The following is an 18,613-nucleotide window of genomic DNA, read 5'->3' on the forward strand; positions in this document are numbered from 1 at the left end:
GGAAGGTACGGCCACGCCCGACGTCCACATCCACTCATGGCCTACTGGATGCCCTCGGGCGCTGCCCTACGTCAAAGGCAGAACGAACAGGATCACTGACCGGTTGACCGTCCCAGGGTCGCAAGGTAATTGCTGAACGTCCGTCGGCCCTGGGCGTAGTCGCCACGTGGCAGCAAGCCCCCTCCCGACATGGCTCTGCCCACCTCGCCCGGCAATGACAGCGGCACAACGAGTCGGTGCCGACCTTGAACGCGCGCGATACGGCGTGCCATGTCCACCATGTTCAGCTGCTCGGGTCCCGCAAGGTCCCGTGTCCTTCCCGAGGGAGTGCGGGTCACGTGTTCAACAAGCTGTTCAGCGACATCCTGGGCCGCGACAGGCCGGCACAGCATCCTGGGCATCAGGACCACCGGGGACCGGTTGTCCAGCAGGGGTTGGGGGAACTCGAAGAACTGGGTGGCCCGAAGCAGTGTCCAAGGAACGCCTCCGCTGCGGAGCAGCCCTTCCTGCGCACGCTTGCCGAAGTAGTACCCGAAATCGACCTCTTCGCTACTAACGATCGATAGCGTGATCATATGCCGTATTTTGTTCGACCGGGCGGCCTCAAGCAGGTTGCTCGTGGTCCGGGAGAAGAAGTTGACGGCGGCCTTTCTACGTGTCGTGACGATGTTCACGACATCGATCACAGCGTCACAGCCCGATACCTTCTCCCCCAGCCCGACACCTGTGGTCAGATCCACGCCGTGTGAGCGGGCAAGAATCACGGGCTGATGCCCTGCATTCCGCAGTTTGGCGACGACATGATTCCCGACCACGCCGGTCCCTCCGGCTACGGCCACCTGCATGCGGTTCCTCCTCGTACCCGCCGGGAGTCCCGGCTCCGCCAAACAGACAGGACAGGCGCTCTGTCTGTGACACGAGTGCGTCCAGCACGGTTGTCACGTAGACAGGCTTCCGGGCCGTCCGCCGGTGTCGCTGACGAGGAAGCGTTCCAGACGGTTCAGGTCACCTGCCTGTGCAGCGGCGAGCAGCGCCTGTACGAACCGGCGGTGCGTGACGGAGTCCACTGGCTGACGCCGACGCCCTGCGCCGAGACGCTGCTGTGCACGTGCGACCTGTTGTCGCGCGTTGACAACGCTGAGGCACAGGAGTCCGGCGATCTGATCGTACGGGTAGCCGAACCCTTCCCTGAGGACGAACGCAGCACGCTGCCGAGGTGTCAGCGTCTCCAGCATGAGGACGCTGGCCCGCTCCACCGCGTCCTGCCGCTCGGCCACCGCCTCCGGTGTGCTCTCGGGGTCCGGCGATTCCGGCAGCCATGGGGTGGCGGAGCACTCCCGGCGCCGTCGAGCCGACTGGCCCGCGTTGATCGCCATCCGGACGGTAATCGTTCGCAGTAGCGCCGACGGGCTATGCACCACTGCACGGTCGGTGCGCTGCAGGCGCAGCCACACCTCTTGGACCACGTCCTCGGCTTCGCTCGCGTTGCCGAGAATGCGATAGGCGATCTTGAGCAGCGCCGGCCGGTCCTGCAAGAACAGGGACGCCGCGTCCTCCAGATCATCGATGAGCGGGGCCGCCGCACCGCTCGCCACCGACGAGTCCCTGGTCTCCATCAGGTACGTGTCCACGGTCGGCTCCTCCGCTGGGTGGGACAGCAGCTTGGGAGTGCTGCTGAGACCAACCTCGCGCCGATACGCGGCGACCGAACCACTGAGAACCCGTGGGCTAGTACGTAGTGATGCCGTAGGGCATCCCGTGGCGCCGCACTACGCCACGGGGCCCAAGAAGCCCGAGAACGGGCCAGTCCGGGCGCGGGACGCAGCCACGACGAGCAAGAGTTTTGGCCTGACGCCCGGGAGTCAACTGTCACACCGGTGCGCGCCGACCGGTCACTGCTCAGGAAGGGACGGTGCCAAACAGCCCTCCCTCACCTTGCCAGAGAGAGGAAGGCCCATGACCACACGTCTCGTGACCGTTGCCGATGGCAAGCGGCTCACTCGTTCCATCGCGATCGGCACCCACACGCTGACTGCCGACGAACCCGAACCTCTGAGCGCCGACCTGGGTCCCACCCCCGGAGAACTGATCCTGGCCGCGCTCGGGTCCTGCACTTCCATGGCCGTACGGGCCCTGGCGGACCGGCACGGCTGGCCACTCGACCGCATCGACGTGGCCGTGCGCTTCGGCGCGCAGGGACGCATCATCAAGAACATCGGTCTGACCGGCGATCTGGAACCGACCCAGCGCGAACAGCTGCTGGCTGCTGCCGGACGCTGCCCTGTGCACCGCCTGCTGACCAGGCAGACCACCATCGTCACAGTGCCCGCCCTGTTGGTAGAACCGGAAGAGGCCTCCACCGGTCCCCTCTCTGCGTGACCCTCCCCTGGTTGGGGCTGCCCGATGAAGGGGGCGGTCGGTCAGCAGCGTGGCAAGGGCGCTCCCCTGCCACAGCTCACCCCCGTGGAATCGGGCACGGCCTGTCCCGGGACGCCTGCCATCGTTCAGCCTGCCGAACATGAGGCACTGTAGTTGCCATCTCGTCGCGTTGATCTCGCTGATTGACTCCATCGCGGCATCTACGGGTCTCATCCTCCTCTTGTCGTCGGAAGACCGTGTCACACCAGGTGTTCGAAAACGGTCTTATGCGTGAGAACCCCATTTCAAGGGCTTGAGTCGGGTCATGCCCAGGCAGCACATCGGCTCAAGAGGCCGACAGCTTGGCTGGCCGCGCGTGTCTCCTTGAGGAGCCGATACACCACCGCGCTCTCGTTGAGATCTTGCCTTGGCCTTCCGTTCCCATCAGTCGAAGGCGAACCGCCCCGGCAGCGTTGCCGGCAGTCGAAGGAGTACACGTGGCCAGCACATCGCAGGCACCCAATCCAGGAGCCAGGACGGCTCACCCCGATCATCTCGGGCACGTCATCTTCATCGCGGCGGCGGCCGCGATGGGCGGTTTCCTGTTCGGCTACGACAGTTCCGTGATCAACGGCGCCGTCGAGGCCATCCGGGACCGCTACGACGTCGGCTCCGCGGTGCTGGCCCAGGTCATCGCCGTCGCACTGATCGGCTGCGCCATCGGCGCGGCCACCGCCGGCCGCATCGCCGACCGCATCGGCCGCATCCGCTGCATGCAGATCGCGGCGGTCCTCTTCACCGTCAGCGCCGTCGGCTCCGCACTGCCCTTCGCGCTGTGGGACCTCGCCATGTGGCGCATCATCGGCGGCTTCGCCATCGGCATGGCCTCCGTGATCGGCCCCGCCTACATCGCCGAGGTCTCCCCGCCCGCCTACCGCGGCCGGCTCGCCTCCTTCCAGCAGGCCGCGATCGTCATCGGCATCGCCGTGTCGCAGCTGGTCAACTGGGGCCTGCTGAACGCCGCCGGCGGCGACCAGCGCGGCGAGCTGATGGGCCTGGAGGCCTGGCAGGTCATGCTCGGCGTCATGGTGATCCCGGCCGTGCTCTACGGCCTGCTGTCCTTCGCCATCCCCGAGTCCCCCCGCTTCCTGATCTCGGTGGGCAAGCACGAGCGCGCCAAGCAGATCCTCGAAGAGGTCGAGGGCAAGGACGTCGACTTCGACGCCCGCGTCACCGAGATCGAGCACGCCATGCACCGCGAGGAGAAGTCCTCCTTCAAGGACCTCCTGGGCGGCAGCTTCTTCTTCAAGCCGATCGTCTGGATCGGCATCGGCCTGTCGGTCTTCCAGCAGTTCGTCGGCATCAACGTCGCGTTCTACTACTCCTCGACGCTGTGGCAGTCGGTCGGCGTCAACCCCGCCGACTCGTTCTTCTACTCGTTCACGACGTCGATCATCAACATCATCGGCACCGTGATCGCGATGATCTTCGTGGACCGCGTCGGCCGCAAGCCGCTCGCCCTGATCGGCTCCGTCGGCATGGTGATCGGACTGGCACTGGAGGCCTGGGCCTTCTCCTTCAACCTGGTCGACGGCAAGCTCCCGGCCACCCAGGGCTGGATCGCCCTGATCGCCGCCCACGTCTTCGTCCTCTTCTTCGCCCTGTCCTGGGGTGTGGTCGTCTGGGTCTTCCTCGGCGAGATGTTCCCCAACCGCATCCGCGCCGCCGCCCTGGGCGTGGCCGCCTCCGCACAGTGGATCGCCAACTGGGCCATCACCGCGAGCTTCCCGTCACTGGCCGACTGGAACCTCTCCGGCACCTACGTGATCTACACGATCTTCGCCGCCCTCTCCATCCCCTTCGTGCTCAAGTTCGTGAAGGAGACCAAGGGCAAGGCCCTGGAAGAGATGGGTTGAGCCTCCTCCTGAGACCGCACCGACTCGAGGAGCCGGGCCAAGTCCCCGCTGCCCGCTCCTCGTACGCTGCCGCCTCCGTCCGCGTACGGCGCGGACGGAGGCGGCAGCATGTCCGACTGCTGGTGTCTCCGCAGGGTAGATGTCCGAGCTTCAGCACGTCAGTGTCGGAGGCAAGGTCAGCCGCGCAAGCGCGTTTCTCCCCGTACTCCGCAGCTGGTGAACGCGGAGGGTCGCAGGCTGGGGGCCAACAAGGGCGAGCCTGCAGTCGCCGCATGCCACCGCCCGACTGACTACCGGTAGACCTGTGCCGAGCACTTTCTGCTCCGCCGTCCGTCCTTCCTCGATGCGCCGCCGGAAGCGCCATCAATCCCGATCAGCGCCGTGATGCACGCTGGAGCACCCTACTGATGTCGTGCACGTGCGCTGTGACGAGGGCGGCCCCATCAGTAGACCGGGGGCGTCGGCCATCAGGTGCCCTTTCCCTCACTTGATCTTTGGCGGCCATACCACGAGTACCCGAGGCACCGTCCTCGCACGTCTTCGAAACTGGGCGCGTCGGCCTGGCTGACTTGGGTTGACCGCGCCCGCTTGGATCCGGCGCGCAGCGCAGTGCGGTGACGCACCGGAGCAAGGTTCAGACCTGCGAGGCCGCGTCTTTGCTTCACATACGTGTCCGTACCTCCGCCAGAGCCATCCCCTAGTGCGACTACGGACTCGCCCACGGATTGCCAAGGGCGCGCTGGACTGTCTCTTCGCGCGAACCTGGTGTCAGCCGGCCTTCAAGAGGCTGCGTTGAGAGGAACCAACCTCAATAGCGACGTCACGACCAGTCGGTCGACACTGCAAACGCTCGTGTCCCTGGGAAGAGGGACGGTAACCAATCCATGAGTAGACCAGAAACAGCGCCGACTGCGTCGAACCATCAGCATATCGGGCAAGGCCATGAGTACCCGTCCGCCGCCATCGGCGTCATGCCACTACCAGGCGAAGCCGAGCAGCCCGACAACTTCACAGCTGCCGTCCTGAGTGATCCGTGGCGACGGCGATCGCTCGCCGAGAGACGATGCGGCGGTCGGCGCCTTGGCTCACGTAGCGTCGAGGAACCGGATGTGATCGAGTGAACGGAGCGAAAGGGCGCCCAGGTGATTGACCAGGTCGCACAGTTCCAGGAGGCCTAGCGTGGAGACGCCTGGACGTATGCCTCCGTGACAACAGTGCCTTTTCCATCTTGATCAGCTGACGAGTTCGCGGATGACGACGGCTCGGACGACCGCGGTGATTCGGGCGGTGCTCTAGCGGAGCTTCCACAGGAGTCGCCAGCACTTGAGGATCGCCATGGCACGTTCGCCGAGGCTGCGGATGTTGGAGTGGTTCCGGTTGTGACGCCGGCGCCAGCCGCGAAGGTTCTTACCCCTAAGACGTCGTTTCTTATGGCTGTCAGAGCGGCATGAGAGCCTCCGGCCATGAGCTACGACCTTGCTGTCTGGGAAGGCGAGAGGCCGGTGGATGACAAGACCTCCGGCCGAGTCTTCAGCGACCTGTACGACCGCTACATCGACAGCGAGGTGGAAGAGCCTCCGTCCGAACGCATCGCGGCCTACGTCGCCGCGCTGCTTGAGCGGTGGTGCGACCTCACCGAGGACGACGATGACACCTCTCCTTGGTCGACTGGGCCGTTGATCGACGAAGCCAGTGGTCCGCTGATCTACTTCCCCATGCGGTGGAGTATGGCCGAGGAGGCGTCGGCCTACGCAGCAGCCGTCGCGCAGTCCATGGGGCTGGTCTGCTTCGACGTGCAGCAGGACCGGCTCAGGCCGTGAGCAGGGTGTTCAGGCGGCGGTAGCCGATCAGAGTCGCTGCTATGCCGACGAAGGCGAGGAAGTGCTCGGCCTTGCGCTCGTAACGACGATGGAGCCTTCGGCAGCCGGCCAGCCAGGACACGGTTCGCTCGACCACCCAACGGTGCCGGCCCAGCCGTTTCGAGGACTCGATGCCCTTGCGGGCGATGCGGTGGCGGATGCCGCGCTCGCGGAGCCATCGGCGCAGGTGGTCGTAGTCGTATCCTTTGTCGGCGTGCAGTTTCGCCGGGCGCCGGCGGCGGGGCCCGCGGCAGGAGCGGATGGGCGGGATGCCCCGGATGAGCGGCTCCAGGCCCTGGCTGTCGTGCATGTTCGCGCCGGAGATACCCAGGGACAGCGGCAGTCCGTTGCGGTCGCAGATCAGGCTGCGCCAAGTGGTGCGGGCGTCGGTGTGCTCGCCCCACTCGGCGTCGAGGCCGTAGCGAGCGCCGAGCCGAGGTGATCAAGTTGCGGCACTGCCACGGGCTCGGCCCGGTGAAACGGTGTTGTCCAGGGAGGCTCCTACGCCGCGATCACACCACACGACAAGGTCGTCCCCGCGTCCGGTGCTTCAAATGGCACGCGCAGGTGGGCAGAGTTGTGGGGTGAGGGCACCAGTCCAGCCCCCCGGGGGCTGGATGCCGAGGACCCGTCCATCCCCCATGGCCGCGAGTCACTCTCGCTCTCCGTCCGGCCGAAAGCTCGCACCCTACCCCGAGGCGCTGACAACGCTTGGCGGCCGACGAATGAGGGCCACGAGACACTCGCGGAACAGTTCACGTCGTCAGCTGAACCAGCCCAAGCGATCAGGTGGGTCTCCCATGACCAGCAGTTACGGGCAAGGTCTGAGGAGTGGAACCCGCGCACTGAGCCGCCGCGACTCCCTACACCACATAGCCGTACGCCATCCCGCTCAGGCAGCCAGTACCGTGACCGCGTGGAGTCTGCCGAATCGTTCAGGACGCGGCGGCGAGGGGACACCCGCCGTCGAGCGCCGTCGGCAGCGTTCGCCGCGGGATCGGGGATCAGCGCACCGTCCCCACCACGACGGCCGTACACACGCACGCCGCCACAGTAATCAGGACCATGCCGATCAACGTTCCGCGCAGCCATCGCCCGAACCGGATGCGGTGTACCTCCTCGGCAGCGTTAAGGCTGTCGGCGATGTGTTCCGTCACCATGTGGGCCACATACTGCTGCTCCTCGAGATACCACAGTTCGATGCGCCGCCTCTGTTCGAAGGACAGTCCATCCGCTCTCGCGGTGAAGTCCGCCACGCGTTGACGAGCCGCCCTGAGTTGAGCCTCCCGATAGAGAAAGGCTTCTATGTCGACCAGCCCACGAGCGGCCTGTTTCTCCGTGTCCATGGTGTACTCCAGAGTCAGTGACCAGTTTCCGTCCTTGGGCCCGGCTTGCCGGATGAGACATCGCGCAGTGGCTCCTACCCGTGTAGGTCGTCCCAAGTTGCGATCCGTATGTACACACGCTGTCCAAGAGAAGGAGGGGCGCGCTCGGCCGGACAAACTGTGTCTGAGCCGAGGCGGCACCACCACACCATTCGGGCGTGAGTACAACAAGATGACCCGGCTGTCTGAGGCAGTCTGATGCCTGAAATTGGGCATCCCCGTCATCCGTTGTTCCTGCACCCAACCGATGTCTTGACAGCGCGGCCCCCTTGGCGAGTTTGAACCCGCTGGCAGCCTCGTGGCTTATGACGTACGTCGGGTTGTCGAGTGAGAATCCGAGTGGGCACCCGCCCCGCCGACGCGGCGCGGGTGCCGGCCGCTCAGACGGTGGCCTGGGCCGCCTCGTTGATCAGGCGCGCGACGTCCTGGGGACGGGAGACACTGACCGCGTGAGAGGCGGGAACGTTGATCACAGTGGCGTCCGCCCGCTCGGCCATGAAGGTCTGCGTCCGAGGCGGGATGTTCCGGTCTTCGGTGGCCACGAGGGCCCACGACGGGACGTCCCTCCATGCCGGGGCAGCGCCGCCTTCCGCCAGCGCGGCGTCGGTCACGGGCCGCTGCGTGGCGGCCATGATCGCGGCTGTTCCCATGGGTACGTCGGCGGCGAACTGCTGGTGGAACTTGCTCGTTTCGATGTAGAGATCCGCGACCTGACTGCCGTTGGGCAGTGTGACCGGTACTGGACGGAGCGCCTCACCGAGGGTGCTTCCTGGAAACTTTCCGGAGAGTGCGATCGCGCTCTCGCCCTCGTCGGGCAGGAAGGCCGCGACGAAGACCAGCGCCTTGACGTTGGTGAGCCCCTTAGCGGCGCTGCTGATGACCGAGCCGCCGTAGGAGTGGCCGACGAGCACGACGGGACCCCCGATTGAGGCCACCAGTTGCCTGACGTACTCGGCGTCGTCGGCAAGTCCGCGCAGCGGGTTGCTCGCGGCTACGACCGGATAGTCGTGGGACTGCAGTTTCTCGACGACGCCATTCCAGCTGGAGGAGTCGGCGAACGCACCATGGACGAGAACGATGGTGGGATTCTGCGCATTCATGGCAGAGACCTTTCATTTACTAGCGAAATACGCGCGTCATCGAACGGGGTGCTGCATGCCGAATTTCACGGTTCCGACTTGCGGCAGTGCCGGGAACGGATCTCCGATTCGCTGTTCTGGCGTATCGCGTGCTTTGCTGCCCGGGAAGTGAAGTCCCGGCCTGTGTTCGGGGCTTCCCGGGGTGCCGCGCCGAGGTGGATCAGTCGGTTCCCAGCGCCTTGCGCAGCACGTGGACGGCTTGCTCGATTGCCGCGCTTGAGGCCTGGGTACCTCGCACCGGGTTCAGCATCATGAAGTCGTGCAGGCTGGCGTTGTAGCGCACACTGACGGTCGGCACGCCGGCCTGGACCAGCTTGCTGGCGTAAGCCTCGCCCTCATCGCGCAGGACGTCGTTCTGGTCGACGACGACGAACGCCGGGGGCAGAGCCTGGAGGCCTTCGAGGGTCGCCCGCAGAGGAGACGCGGTGATCTGAGCGCGTTCGGCCGGATCGGTGGTGTAGGCGTCCCAGAACCACTCCATCGCCTTGGCGGTCAGGTGGGGGCCGTGGGCGAAGGTCTTGTAGCTCTCGGTGTCCTGAGCCGCATCGGTGACGGGGTAGTACAGAGACTGGTGCAGGAAGGTCACGTCACCACGCTGCTTGGCCATGTGGGTGAGGGCAGCACTCATGTTGCCACCGACGGAGTCGCCAGCGACGACCATGCGGGAGCCGTCGAGGCCCTCTTCCTCGCCCTTGGCTGTGATCCACTGAGCGGTGGCGTACGCCTGCTCGATGGCGACGGGGTACTTCGCCTCCGGGGAGCGGTCGTACTCGACGAAGACCAGGGCGGCCTGCGCGCCCACGGCCAGCTCGCGCACCAGGCGGTCGTGGGTACCGGCGTTGCCGAGGATCCAGCCGCCGCCGTGCATGTAGAGGATCACGGGCAGTGCGCCCGTGCTGCCGACCGGCTTGATGATGCGCACCCTCACCTCACCGACTTGGGCGGGGACGGCGGTCCACTTCTCGTCCACGTCGAGCTTTTCGACGGGCTGTGCCTGGACGTCGTCCAGCAGCTTGCGGGCACCGTCGACGCCGAGTTCGTACAGCAGCGGCGGCTTGGCGGTCGCGTTGGCGAATTCCTGTGCGGCGGGTTCGAGGGTGATGTCGCTCATGGTGTGTGTCCTCGGAGTCGGTCATGGAGAAGGGCTTGCACCCAATAAGACCGGGCCAGAGGTCGAAGCGTGACGCACCGAGCGAAACTGACGGATATCAGCGACGGTCTGGGACATGTTCTGAAGATCCCCGCATCCTGCCCGGGCACACCGCTCTTGTTTTACTCGGAGGAGACCACCCGGGTGGGGTCGGCTGATTTCGGCAGCAGGGAGCCGTCGATGTACAGGTCGACGTGCTCATTGTAGAACGCAGTCATCCCGGCGATGCGGTTGGCGTGGATGGTCGGAAAGTCATAGGTCCAGGCGACATCCTCGTGAGTGGCAATGTCGCTGTCGAAGGACCAGTAGCTGCTTGTCGTCCCCTTGTACGGGCATCGGGTCACCGTGCCCGAGTGCCGCAGCCGGCTCCAGTTGATGTGCGTGCGATCGAGGTAGTAGCGGGTCGGGAGCCCCGTCTCGAACAGCTTCACGCACCCGGGGGCCTCGGCCAGCACGACACCGTCTACCTCCACGCGGACGCTGCTGTCCGAGCGCACGGCGTCCACGCGAGAATAGGGGCTCCTGGGGTGGACGAAGATCGGCTCGGCCTCCTCGAGCCAGGAGTCCACTGCCTCCCACTCAAAGCGTACGGTGTCGTGCAGAGACCGCGGAGCGCCTTCACCCCAGACCCAGGCCGCACCCGGGCGGATCTCCGAGCCGACCTGGAGGGTGTGCCGGTGTGCAGGGCCGGCACCGAGTTGCTCCGTGTGCTCGTCATCGTGAAGCACACCGTCCACCAGATCCTCGACCGGAATGCTGTACTGCGGGTAAGCCTGCCACTCCCACACGTACAGCGCCCGTCGGGTGTCAAAGACGACACGGCCGCCAATCATGCCCCGGATACGGCGCGGTGCGGGTTCGACATGTCCGACCGGCACGATCAGGCTCGGGTACTGGACACTCTCGGTTGCCATGGTGATCACCTTGATCGATTCGACGGCTGTGTGGTCGCTCTGTCCGGTACAAAGCCCCGGGGCCCACGGTCATGCCTCACGGCTCGATGTTATCGGCTGTACCTGGCGGGCCCCCGAAACCGATCCTCAACAGTGTCACGCGAGGTCGGGATCACGCCAACTTCGAACGGTGTCAACACCTTCATGCAATCCACGCGTACCTTTCCAGCCTCGGTCCATGTGCGGCACAGCGCGCCTTCAGGGCGCCGAAGTGGTCCGCGGGGCGTGCTTGTCCGACCGGCTGGAGTTCATGGAGGTTGTCTGCGGTGACCAGCCTCCGACTCTCGGTGTGACATGAACGGCAGTGCAGGACGCCAGTATGGTGGGAAGCCTCGGCTCACATGCATCACACTGCGCAGGCCACGAGACAACCGCGAGATTACCGGGGCCAGCTCACCGCCGGGCGTATGTCCCCACTACTAGGGTCCGTCTTCAAACGGATCTTGCCCAGAGCAGGAATGAGGCGAGGTTGACCGCTGCTTCGTAGGAAGTGGCGGTCTTGTCGTATCGGGTGGCGATGCCGCGGAAGCCCTTGAGGCGGTTGAAGCAGCGCTCAACGACGTTGCGGCGACGGTAGAGGTGCCGGTCGAATGTTGGTGGTCGGCCGCCGTGGCGTCCGCGGTTGTGTCGGTGCCGTTGCTGGTCGGTCTTCTCCGGGATGGTGTGTGCGATGCCGCGTTTGCGCAGGTAGGCGCGGAAGCCGCGGGAGCTGTAGGCCTTGTCCGCGATGACCTGGTCGGGCCTGCAGCGTGGTCGTCCGACGCCGGTTCGCGGGACGTAGATGCGTTCGAGGAGCGGGCGTGCGCAGATACTGTCGTGCCGTTGGCCGGGTGTCAGCAGGATGGCGAGGGGCCGACCGCGGCCGTCGCAGGCGAGGTGAATTTTGGTGGTCAGTCCGCCTCGGGATCGGCCGAGGGCGTGATCGTCCGGTTCGTCCGGCCGGTGGTTCCCCCTTTTCGGCCGGTGGCGGCAGCGTGCTGGTGGGCACGGACGATGGTGGAGTCGATCTGGACGAGCCAGTCGATGTCGCCGGCCGCGTCCGCTTCGGCTTGGACCTGCTGAAGCGCTCGGGCGAACACGCCGTCCAGGGCGTAGCGGCGGAAGCGGGTGTAGACCGTCTTCCACGGCCCGTAGCGTTCCGGCAGGTCACGCCAGGAGATACCGGTGCGGATCTTGTAGACCATCCCGTTGATGACCTGCCGGTCCGACACACGCGGGCGTCCCGTGGCGGCCCGCGGTATCAGTGGAGCGAGTAACTCCCATTCCGTATCTGTGAGTTCATGTCGGCGTATCACCCCACCATGATCCACCCCCCCGTGATCTTTGAAGACGGACCCTAGTGACCTGAGTCGAAGATTTGTCGTTGGTTGGGCATGAGTCGTCCGGGTCCGAAGATTCCGCCGTTGTCAGTGACTGATGCCCAACGGGCTGCGTTGGAGGGCTGGGTCCGTCGTCGGACGACGGCCCAGGCTCTTGCCCAGCGGTCGCGGATTGTGCTGGAGTGCGCCGAGGGACACTCGATCATGGAAGTGTCCCGCCGGTTACGGGTCACTCCGGACACGGTCCGCACCTGGCGGCGTCGCTTCCTGGAACGGGGTCTGGACGGCCTGTGTGACGACCCGCGGCCCGGCGTCCCGCGGAAGATCACCGACGCGGACGTCGAGCAGGTCATCGTCAAGACGCTCGAGGAAACCCCGAAGAACGCCACCCACTGGTCGACCAGATCGATGGCGGCCGCCACAGGGATGTCGCAGTCGACGATCTCGCGGATCTGGCGGGCATTCGCCCTGGCCCCGCACCGCTCGCAGACGTTCAAGCTGTCCACCGACCCGCTGTTCATCGACAAGGTCCGCGACGTCGTCGGCCTCTACCTCGATCCGCCGGAGAAGGCCCTGGTGCTCTGCGTGGACGAGAAGTCGCAGATCCAGGCACTGGACCGGTCCCAGCCGGTCCTGCCGATGGTGCCAGGCGTTTCTGAACGCCGCAGTCATGACTACGTCCGGGCCGGCACCACGACGCTCTTCGCCGCCCTTGAAGTCGCCACCGGCAAGGTCATCGGCTCCCTGCACCGCCGCCACCGAGCGGCAGAGTTCAAGAAGTTCCTCGCCAAACTCGACAGAGAAGTCCCCGAGGACCTCGACGTTCACCTCATCCTGGACAACTACGCGACCCACAAGACACCCGACATCAAGAAGTGGCTGCTGGCCCACCCCCGGTTCCACCTGCACTTCACGCCGACCAGCGCGTCCTGGCTGAACCTGGTCGAGCGGTGGTTCGCCGAACTCACGCAGAAGAAACTCAAGCGAGGCGTCCACCGCTCGGTCCAGGCCCTCGAACGCGACATCCGGTCCTGGCTCGCCGACTGGAACGAGCACCCCAGGCCCTTCGTCTGGACGAAGACCGCCGACGAGATCCTCGAGAAAGTCGCCGCCTACTGCCGACGAATCTCTGACTCAGATCACTAGGGTCCCCGTCTTCAAAGATCATCCAGCTGGCAGAGCATGGTGTCGTGGTACGTCGTCATGAACTTACTGATCAGGAGTGGGAGTTACTCGCTCCGCCGATACCCCGGGCCGCGATGCGGCCCCGCGTGGAGGACCGGCAGTCGTCACGGGCCCTGCAGCAGATCCAAGCCCAGGCCGACGCGGCCGGCGACGTCGACTGGCTGGTCCAGATTGACTCCACCATCGTCCGCGCCCACCAGCACGCGCCGCCACCGGCCGCAAAGGGGGGCATCGGCAGGACGAACCGGACGATCACGCCCTCGTCCGGTCCCGAGGTGGCATGACGACCAAGATTCACCTCGCCTGCGACGGCAAGGACCGTCCGCTCGCGATTCTGGCGACTCCCGGCCAACGCCACGACAGTGTCTGCGCACGCCCTCTGCTGGAACGGATCTGTGCTCCCGGCACCGGCCCGGGCCGACCTCGGTACAGGCCCGGCCAGGTCATCGCAGACAAGACTTACAGCTCCCGAGGCTTCCGTGTCTACCTGCGAAGACGCGGCATTGCGCACATCATCTCCGAGAAGACCGATCAGCGACGGCACCGGCTGAGGCGCGGAGGCCACGGCGGCCGACCGCCAGGGTTCGAGCGGGAAACCTACCGGCGGCGCAACATGATCGAGCGCTGCTTCAACCGGCTCAAGGGCTTCCGCGGGATCGCCACCAGATACGAGAAGACCGCACTTCCTACGAAGCGGCGGTCACTCTCGCATCGTTCCTGCTCTGGGCAAGATCCGTTTGAAGACGGACTCTAGTAGGCCTCCGTTAGGTCTGAGGTTCGGCTGTTCCTGGGCATGGTGGGTGGATGGACGCACATGAAGTGGCGTGGCGTACGCGTTGACGCAGGCGTGCTCCGACCTCGGGCGCTCGCCCCATTTGGGAAAGTGTCACGCAGTAGAGGCTCCGAGCGGGTCAGCGATCCAACTCACGCCATAACCGGGCGGTTCCGGAGTGTCGAGCTCCCCTTGTTCGTCCGATGTGAGTACCCGCAGGTGCCCGGGCAGCCCGAGGGCTTCGCAGCCGACTTCCCAGTTCGCACACCAGATACCCAGACCCAGGGGGGCGTAGTAGCGGGATGCTGTGGTGGTGCAGAAGTCGAATCGTGCCATGGCTCGGCCACTGTCATCCGTTGTCCCGATGCATCGGGTGGTCTGGGTGTTGAGGGAGGAGGGCGACCACCGGCACGCCTCGTAGCACCGCCTGAAGGGCGAGAAGGGTGGTCGGTCAACCTTGAGTGGCGTGTCGAAGCTGGGGGAAGCGAAGAAGAGCGACGCCAAAGGCAACCGCCGATGTTGTACCAACTCGATGGCTCGGACCACAATCGGTTTGAATCTCGATCGGTAGCCCACGGCGCAGACGCAGATGACGTGCTCCTCCGCAGGATCGAATCGGCCTCCCAGATGGGAGACGACGCTGGTCTGGTCGGCGCCTGCTCCGATCCAGCACGTTGCCACGCCCATCCGGGTGGCGTGCAGAACCACCTTGTGCAGGCTTCTGCCCACGTCGATGACCGACAGGCGGTCGTAGGTGCGCGGAGCGACGGCGACAATGAACTCGCGTGCCCCTACGGTCGGCCACACCTTGAGAGGAGCGGCGACATATTCCAGCCGGATCGGCCGGGTGCCGATCAGATGCGTCGGTCGAGTGTGCCGGTGGACCGCGCGCATCAGCTCCTCCCGGTCCGACACGGTCAGGTCGCGGTTCTGGAAGGACCGGCAGGACCGCCGTTTGTGCATGACACCGAAGGTGTCGAGTTCGTCAAGGCGACGGGGCACCGGTTCGAAGGGCCGCACTCCCAGCTTGAGGGTGACCAGATCGACCAAGAGTGCGCCGAGCAACAGGATGCCGATGCCCAACGGTAGCCGGACCAGCAGGACCTGCCAGATTCCGATCCAGCTTCCCGCGAGCGCAGCGGCCAGAAGGAGGACCGCGGCCGCAGCCGTGGGGATGTACTGCAACCATCCCGTGAACTGCAGTCTCAGCTTGGTCCGTTTCAGGAAGCCGTGTCGGCGATTGTGGGGAGGCAGTCCGCGGTTGGCCCGTTGCCCCAGTCGCAGATGAGTCATGAAGCCCCTTCGGTCAGTCCTGTGACGCATCGCATCCGCACGCTAGACACGCAGCCCCGTCTATTGCAAGTGAACACTTGCAATAGACGGGGGCTAGAATCCCCGCAGAGGCGGCGACCTGGAGACATATGCCCAAGCAGATCGACGTGGACAGGCTGTTCGAGACCACCGTCACCGTCTTCGCCGAGCGCGGGTACTCGGCCTGCACCACTCAGGAGATCGCGCGAAGATCCGGAGTGAATGAGGCAACACTGTTCCGCCGCTACGGTGGCAAGGCAGCCCTGCTCAACAGGGCTCTCACGCACACGCTGGCTCGTTCGTCATTCGCCCGGCTAACGGTCACGGATGACGTGGTCGCCGACCTCGTCGCCATGGCTCGTGCCTACGCCGAGTCGGTTGAGCAGTACGGTGCCGCGATTCTCAGCCTCCTCACCGACGTATCGCGCCACCCCGAACTGCGCGACGCGATGGAGGCCCTCATGCCGAACATGCGCAGCGCAGCACAGGTGATCAAGGCGCATCAAGAGCAAGGGCGTATTGCTCCCGGCGATCCGATGCACATGGTGCTGACGCTGATCGCGCCCCTGATGGCGTCGGGGCTCTGGGACCGGGCCGGGTACGCCGTGACCGCGTGCGACAGCGACCTGGACGCCGCCGTCGCCGCCTTCCTCAACGGCCACCGCGGGAAGGGCGCGGCCGAAGAGGGGCACGCGTGAAATTTCGAAGGGTGCGCGGCGAGAGACCCCCACATCGCAAGCACTGGTCAGAACCCCACGGACCGAGTTGACCGTGGAGTGGGCCGTCCTGGTGAGTCCGAATAAGGAGTTGGCATCACAGGCTGCCCCACACCTCGAACGGGGTGCCCTGGCCTGGTCACCCAGTGGCGCCCCGGCCTGGAGCGGGTTCACCTTGCTGTGGAGGCCGGCCGGTGCGGCTGGATCCGTACTGGCGGACGCCGGGACGGCGGTCGCCCAGGCCGCTGGCTCAGCGGTCCGGGTGAGGCCAGTTGCTGCGGCGTGTAGCTGACGGCGCCGGGCTGAACCGCAGCCTCCAGCTCTGACAGTTCCTCGGCGGTCATTACGATCTCCGTGGCCCGCGGCGTTGTTGCCGAAGCTGGGTCCGAAGGGGGTCGAGGGCCGGCCGCGGGTGCCGGACCGGCAGGCGCTGTGCGGGATTCCTTTCGTCCTGCACACCGGCATCCAGTGAGAGTACCTGCCCCGGGAGCTGGGCTTCGGCTCGGGGATGACGTGCTGACGGCGTCTTGCGGCAAGGTCGAATTCACCTCTGCGCGTCGCCCCCATGGCCGGGGCCCTCCTTGAGGTAGCGCAGCAGGGCCCGGTCGGTGTCCTTCTCGGCAAGGTCTCGCACCGCGTCACAAACGGCGTCGGTGAGCACCGGCGTACCGACCCGCAGCACCTTCTGTGCGACGGTGGTAAGCCGGAGTTCGACGCCGCGGTGGTCGTGCGCGGGAGTGCTCGTGGTGATGAGGCCCCGATCCCGCAACCGGATCACCAGACGGCTTGTTGCGGATTGGCTCAGGCCGACCTGCGTGGCCAGGTCCCGGAGTTGCAGCGTCCGGGCCTCGGCCTCGCCGCTGTCCAGAGCCGTCAGTGCGCGAAACTCGCTGACGCCCAGACCGAGCCGCTGGTGAAGGCGCCGTTCGACGGTGGCGTCGATCCGGCGGTGGAGCCGGTCGAGCGCGCTCCAGCGTGTGATCAAGGATGCGTCTTCACTCATGATGGTTCCTTGGAGCGCCGAACAGGGTTCCGGACGGCCGACACCGGAACTCTGCGGTAAACGAAGGGAACCAGTTCATCGGACGGGAGCGCTGGTCGGCTGTTCGCCTCGGTGTGGGTCGCCCTTGGTCAGGAATGCCTCCCGAGGGTGCTGCACCGAGACCAGGGAGACGACGTCCCGGCCGTAGAGGGCGGCGGTGGCCCATACTGCGAACACGCGTACCTTGCGTTCCCACGACGGAACGGCGAGCACGTGATAGCCGCGGTGCATGAGCCAGGCTGGGAAGCCCTTGATGACAAGACGCCGATACTGGAAGATGCCCCTGCCCAGGCCGAGGGTGGCCACCACTCCCAGGCTGTGGTGAACGTAGTCCTTGGTGGGCCTTCCGCGCAGTGACGCCAGGATGTTCTTCGCAAGGCGTTTGCCCTGTCGTACCGCGTGCTGGGCGTTGGGGACCGTCCGCGCTCCCGGCTGACCTGCGGCAAGGTCGGGCACGGATGCGTCGTCGCCGGCGGCCCAGACGTCCGGCACCGCGTCCGTCTCCGTTCCGACGCGCAGGTCGGGCCGTGCGACGAGCAGTCCCCGTTCGTCCACTGGGAGATCCGTGTGGTTGTGCACCACGGGGTTCGCCGCGTTGCCTGCGGCCCACACGATCAGGCCGGAGTCGTACTCCGTCCCATCCGAGAGCACGACATGTCCGTCCTGGGCAGAGATGAGCTGGGTGTTGAGGTGCACCTGCGCACCTCGCTTCTGCAGGGACTGGACCACCCACTCGCCCGGCTGGTCAGTGACCTCGGGCAGGATCCGGCCCCGTGCCTCGACCAGGTGGAATTCGAGTTCCTGGGCACTGACCTCCGGGTAGTGCTTCAGCAGTGCGGCAGCCAGGGACAACGCTTCGCCGAAGCCCTCAACACCCGAGAAGCCCCCGCCTACGAAGGTGGCGGTCAGGAGCCTCTTGCGTTCGGGTCCCTTAGGCAGGGTCGCCGCCCGGTCGAACGAAGTCAGCAGCCGGTCACGGATGGCCACCGCCTCCTCGACGTGCTTCAGGCCGAAGGCCTGGTCGCTGATGCCCGGAATGGGAAAGGTGCGGGTGATCGCGCCTGCCGTGATGACAAGGATGTCGTAGGTCAGTTGGTAGTCCGGCCCGCTCTCCGGGCGTACCGTGACTGTGCGGTCACGGTTACGGATCTCTGTGACGGATCCCGCGATCAGGCGGGTGCGGTGCAGGTGCCGGCGGAGGGACACTGCGGCGTGGCGGGCTTCCACGGAGCCCGCCACGACCTCCGGCAGAAACGGCTGGTATGTCATGTAGGGACGCGGGTCGACGACGGTGACGTGCGCCTCGCCCCGGCGCAGCTTCTTCTCCAGGCCCCACGCGGTGTAGAAGCCCGCGTAGCCGCCGCCCACGATAAGGATCTCACGCACGGTGTCCTCAGTTCTTCTCGGCTTCACACCACTGACCGGTCAGAACCGCCTGCTGTGACACCGCCTTCACACGGCGTGCGAAAGTGTGCGCGCCCGGCTCCCTTGGGAGCCGGGCGCGCAGT

General features: G+C 66.0%; 15 protein-coding genes and 2 pseudogenes. 6 read left to right on the plus strand and 11 right to left on the minus strand.

What is annotated here, in order from left to right:
- Positions 1 to 92: 92 nt before the first annotated feature.
- Both ACFW01_RS11990 and ACFW01_RS11995 read right to left on the minus strand, forming a co-directional pair.
- Positions 93 to 845 (minus strand): SDR family oxidoreductase, encoded by a 753-nt coding sequence (locus ACFW01_RS11990; RefSeq protein WP_384503252.1) that lies wholly within the window; start codon positions 843 to 845, stop codon positions 93 to 95.
- Between the two features lie 93 nt (positions 846 to 938).
- Positions 939 to 1,631, minus strand: coding sequence for a sigma-70 family RNA polymerase sigma factor (locus tag ACFW01_RS11995; protein ID WP_384503254.1), 693 nt, complete (start codon positions 1,629 to 1,631; stop codon positions 939 to 941).
- A gap of 325 nt (positions 1,632 to 1,956) precedes the next feature.
- Between ACFW01_RS11995 and ACFW01_RS12000 the strand changes: the two genes are divergently transcribed.
- From ACFW01_RS12000 to ACFW01_RS12010, 3 genes are all read left to right on the plus strand, one after another.
- Positions 1,957 to 2,379, plus strand: a complete 423-nt coding sequence (locus tag ACFW01_RS12000) for an OsmC family protein (protein ID WP_186780184.1) — start codon at positions 1,957 to 1,959, stop codon at positions 2,377 to 2,379.
- Positions 2,380 to 2,855: 476 nt separating this feature from the next.
- The gene (locus ACFW01_RS12005; protein ID WP_384503257.1) at positions 2,856 to 4,274 is read left to right on the plus strand and encodes a sugar porter family MFS transporter; all 1,419 of its coding nucleotides are present in this window, start codon (positions 2,856 to 2,858) and stop codon (positions 4,272 to 4,274) included.
- Positions 4,275 to 5,737: 1,463 nt separating this feature from the next.
- Positions 5,738 to 6,094, plus strand: coding sequence for a hypothetical protein (locus ACFW01_RS12010; protein ID WP_384503259.1), 357 nt, complete (start codon positions 5,738 to 5,740; stop codon positions 6,092 to 6,094).
- Here ACFW01_RS12010 and ACFW01_RS12015 read toward each other — a convergent pair.
- From ACFW01_RS12015 to ACFW01_RS12040, 6 genes and pseudogenes are all read right to left on the minus strand, one after another.
- A pseudogene (locus tag ACFW01_RS12015) lies at positions 6,084 to 6,503 on the minus strand (IS5 family transposase); the annotation flags it as partial. The gene ACFW01_RS12010 and the pseudogene ACFW01_RS12015 sit on opposite strands and share 11 nt — an antisense overlap.
- A gap of 634 nt (positions 6,504 to 7,137) precedes the next feature.
- Entirely contained in the window at positions 7,138 to 7,479 is a 342-nt protein-coding gene (locus ACFW01_RS12020; RefSeq protein ID WP_384503261.1) for a hypothetical protein, read from the minus strand.
- Positions 7,480 to 7,898: 419 nt separating this feature from the next.
- Positions 7,899 to 8,618, minus strand: a complete 720-nt coding sequence (locus tag ACFW01_RS12025; RefSeq protein ID WP_383625414.1) for an alpha/beta fold hydrolase — start codon at positions 8,616 to 8,618, stop codon at positions 7,899 to 7,901.
- 199 nt (positions 8,619 to 8,817) lie between these two features.
- Positions 8,818 to 9,768 (minus strand): alpha/beta hydrolase, encoded by a 951-nt coding sequence (locus ACFW01_RS12030; RefSeq protein ID WP_384503263.1) that lies wholly within the window; start codon positions 9,766 to 9,768, stop codon positions 8,818 to 8,820.
- A gap of 161 nt (positions 9,769 to 9,929) precedes the next feature.
- Positions 9,930 to 10,721, minus strand: coding sequence for a DUF427 domain-containing protein (locus tag ACFW01_RS12035; protein WP_383625420.1), 792 nt, complete (start codon positions 10,719 to 10,721; stop codon positions 9,930 to 9,932).
- Between the two features lie 471 nt (positions 10,722 to 11,192).
- Positions 11,193 to 12,052 (minus strand): IS5 family transposase gene (locus ACFW01_RS12040; protein ID WP_384503391.1). Its coding sequence is split into 2 segments (ribosomal slippage): positions 11,193 to 11,686 and positions 11,686 to 12,052, totalling 861 coding nucleotides; the frame shifts between segments, so codons are not numbered across the junction.
- An 81-nt stretch (positions 12,053 to 12,133) separates the two neighbouring features.
- Here ACFW01_RS12040 and ACFW01_RS12045 point away from each other — a divergent pair.
- Together ACFW01_RS12045 and ACFW01_RS12050 are read left to right on the plus strand one after the other, a co-directional pair.
- Entirely contained in the window at positions 12,134 to 13,225 is a 1,092-nt protein-coding gene (locus ACFW01_RS12045) for an IS630 family transposase (protein ID WP_384503265.1), read from the plus strand.
- A gap of 44 nt (positions 13,226 to 13,269) precedes the next feature.
- A pseudogene (locus ACFW01_RS12050) lies at positions 13,270 to 14,005 on the plus strand (IS5 family transposase).
- Positions 14,006 to 14,150: 145 nt separating this feature from the next.
- Here the strand turns inward: ACFW01_RS12050 and ACFW01_RS12055 are convergent.
- Positions 14,151 to 15,329, minus strand: a complete 1,179-nt coding sequence (locus tag ACFW01_RS12055; protein ID WP_384503267.1) for a nitroreductase family protein — start codon at positions 15,327 to 15,329, stop codon at positions 14,151 to 14,153.
- A 128-nt stretch (positions 15,330 to 15,457) separates the two neighbouring features.
- On the opposite strand from ACFW01_RS12055, the gene ACFW01_RS12060 reads away from it, so the two are divergent.
- The gene (locus tag ACFW01_RS12060) at positions 15,458 to 16,045 is read left to right on the plus strand and encodes a TetR/AcrR family transcriptional regulator (RefSeq protein WP_376650196.1); all 588 of its coding nucleotides are present in this window, start codon (positions 15,458 to 15,460) and stop codon (positions 16,043 to 16,045) included.
- Positions 16,046 to 16,607: 562 nt separating this feature from the next.
- On the opposite strand, the gene ACFW01_RS12065 is transcribed toward ACFW01_RS12060, so the two are convergent.
- Both ACFW01_RS12065 and ACFW01_RS12070 read right to left on the minus strand, forming a co-directional pair.
- Positions 16,608 to 17,066 carry a MarR family winged helix-turn-helix transcriptional regulator gene (locus tag ACFW01_RS12065; RefSeq protein ID WP_376650197.1) on the minus strand — a complete coding sequence of 153 codons (459 nt, stop codon included), beginning with the start codon at positions 17,064 to 17,066 and terminating at the stop codon, positions 16,608 to 16,610.
- A gap of 75 nt (positions 17,067 to 17,141) precedes the next feature.
- On the minus strand, positions 17,142 to 18,491 hold the full coding sequence (locus ACFW01_RS12070) for an NAD(P)/FAD-dependent oxidoreductase (RefSeq protein ID WP_384503269.1): 1,350 nt from the start codon (positions 18,489 to 18,491) through the stop codon (positions 17,142 to 17,144).
- Between the last annotated feature and the right edge of the window lie 122 nt (positions 18,492 to 18,613).

It is taken from the genome of Streptomyces sp. NPDC058985 (assembly GCF_042740985.1).
Taxonomy (GTDB): domain Bacteria; phylum Actinomycetota; class Actinomycetes; order Streptomycetales; family Streptomycetaceae; genus Streptomyces.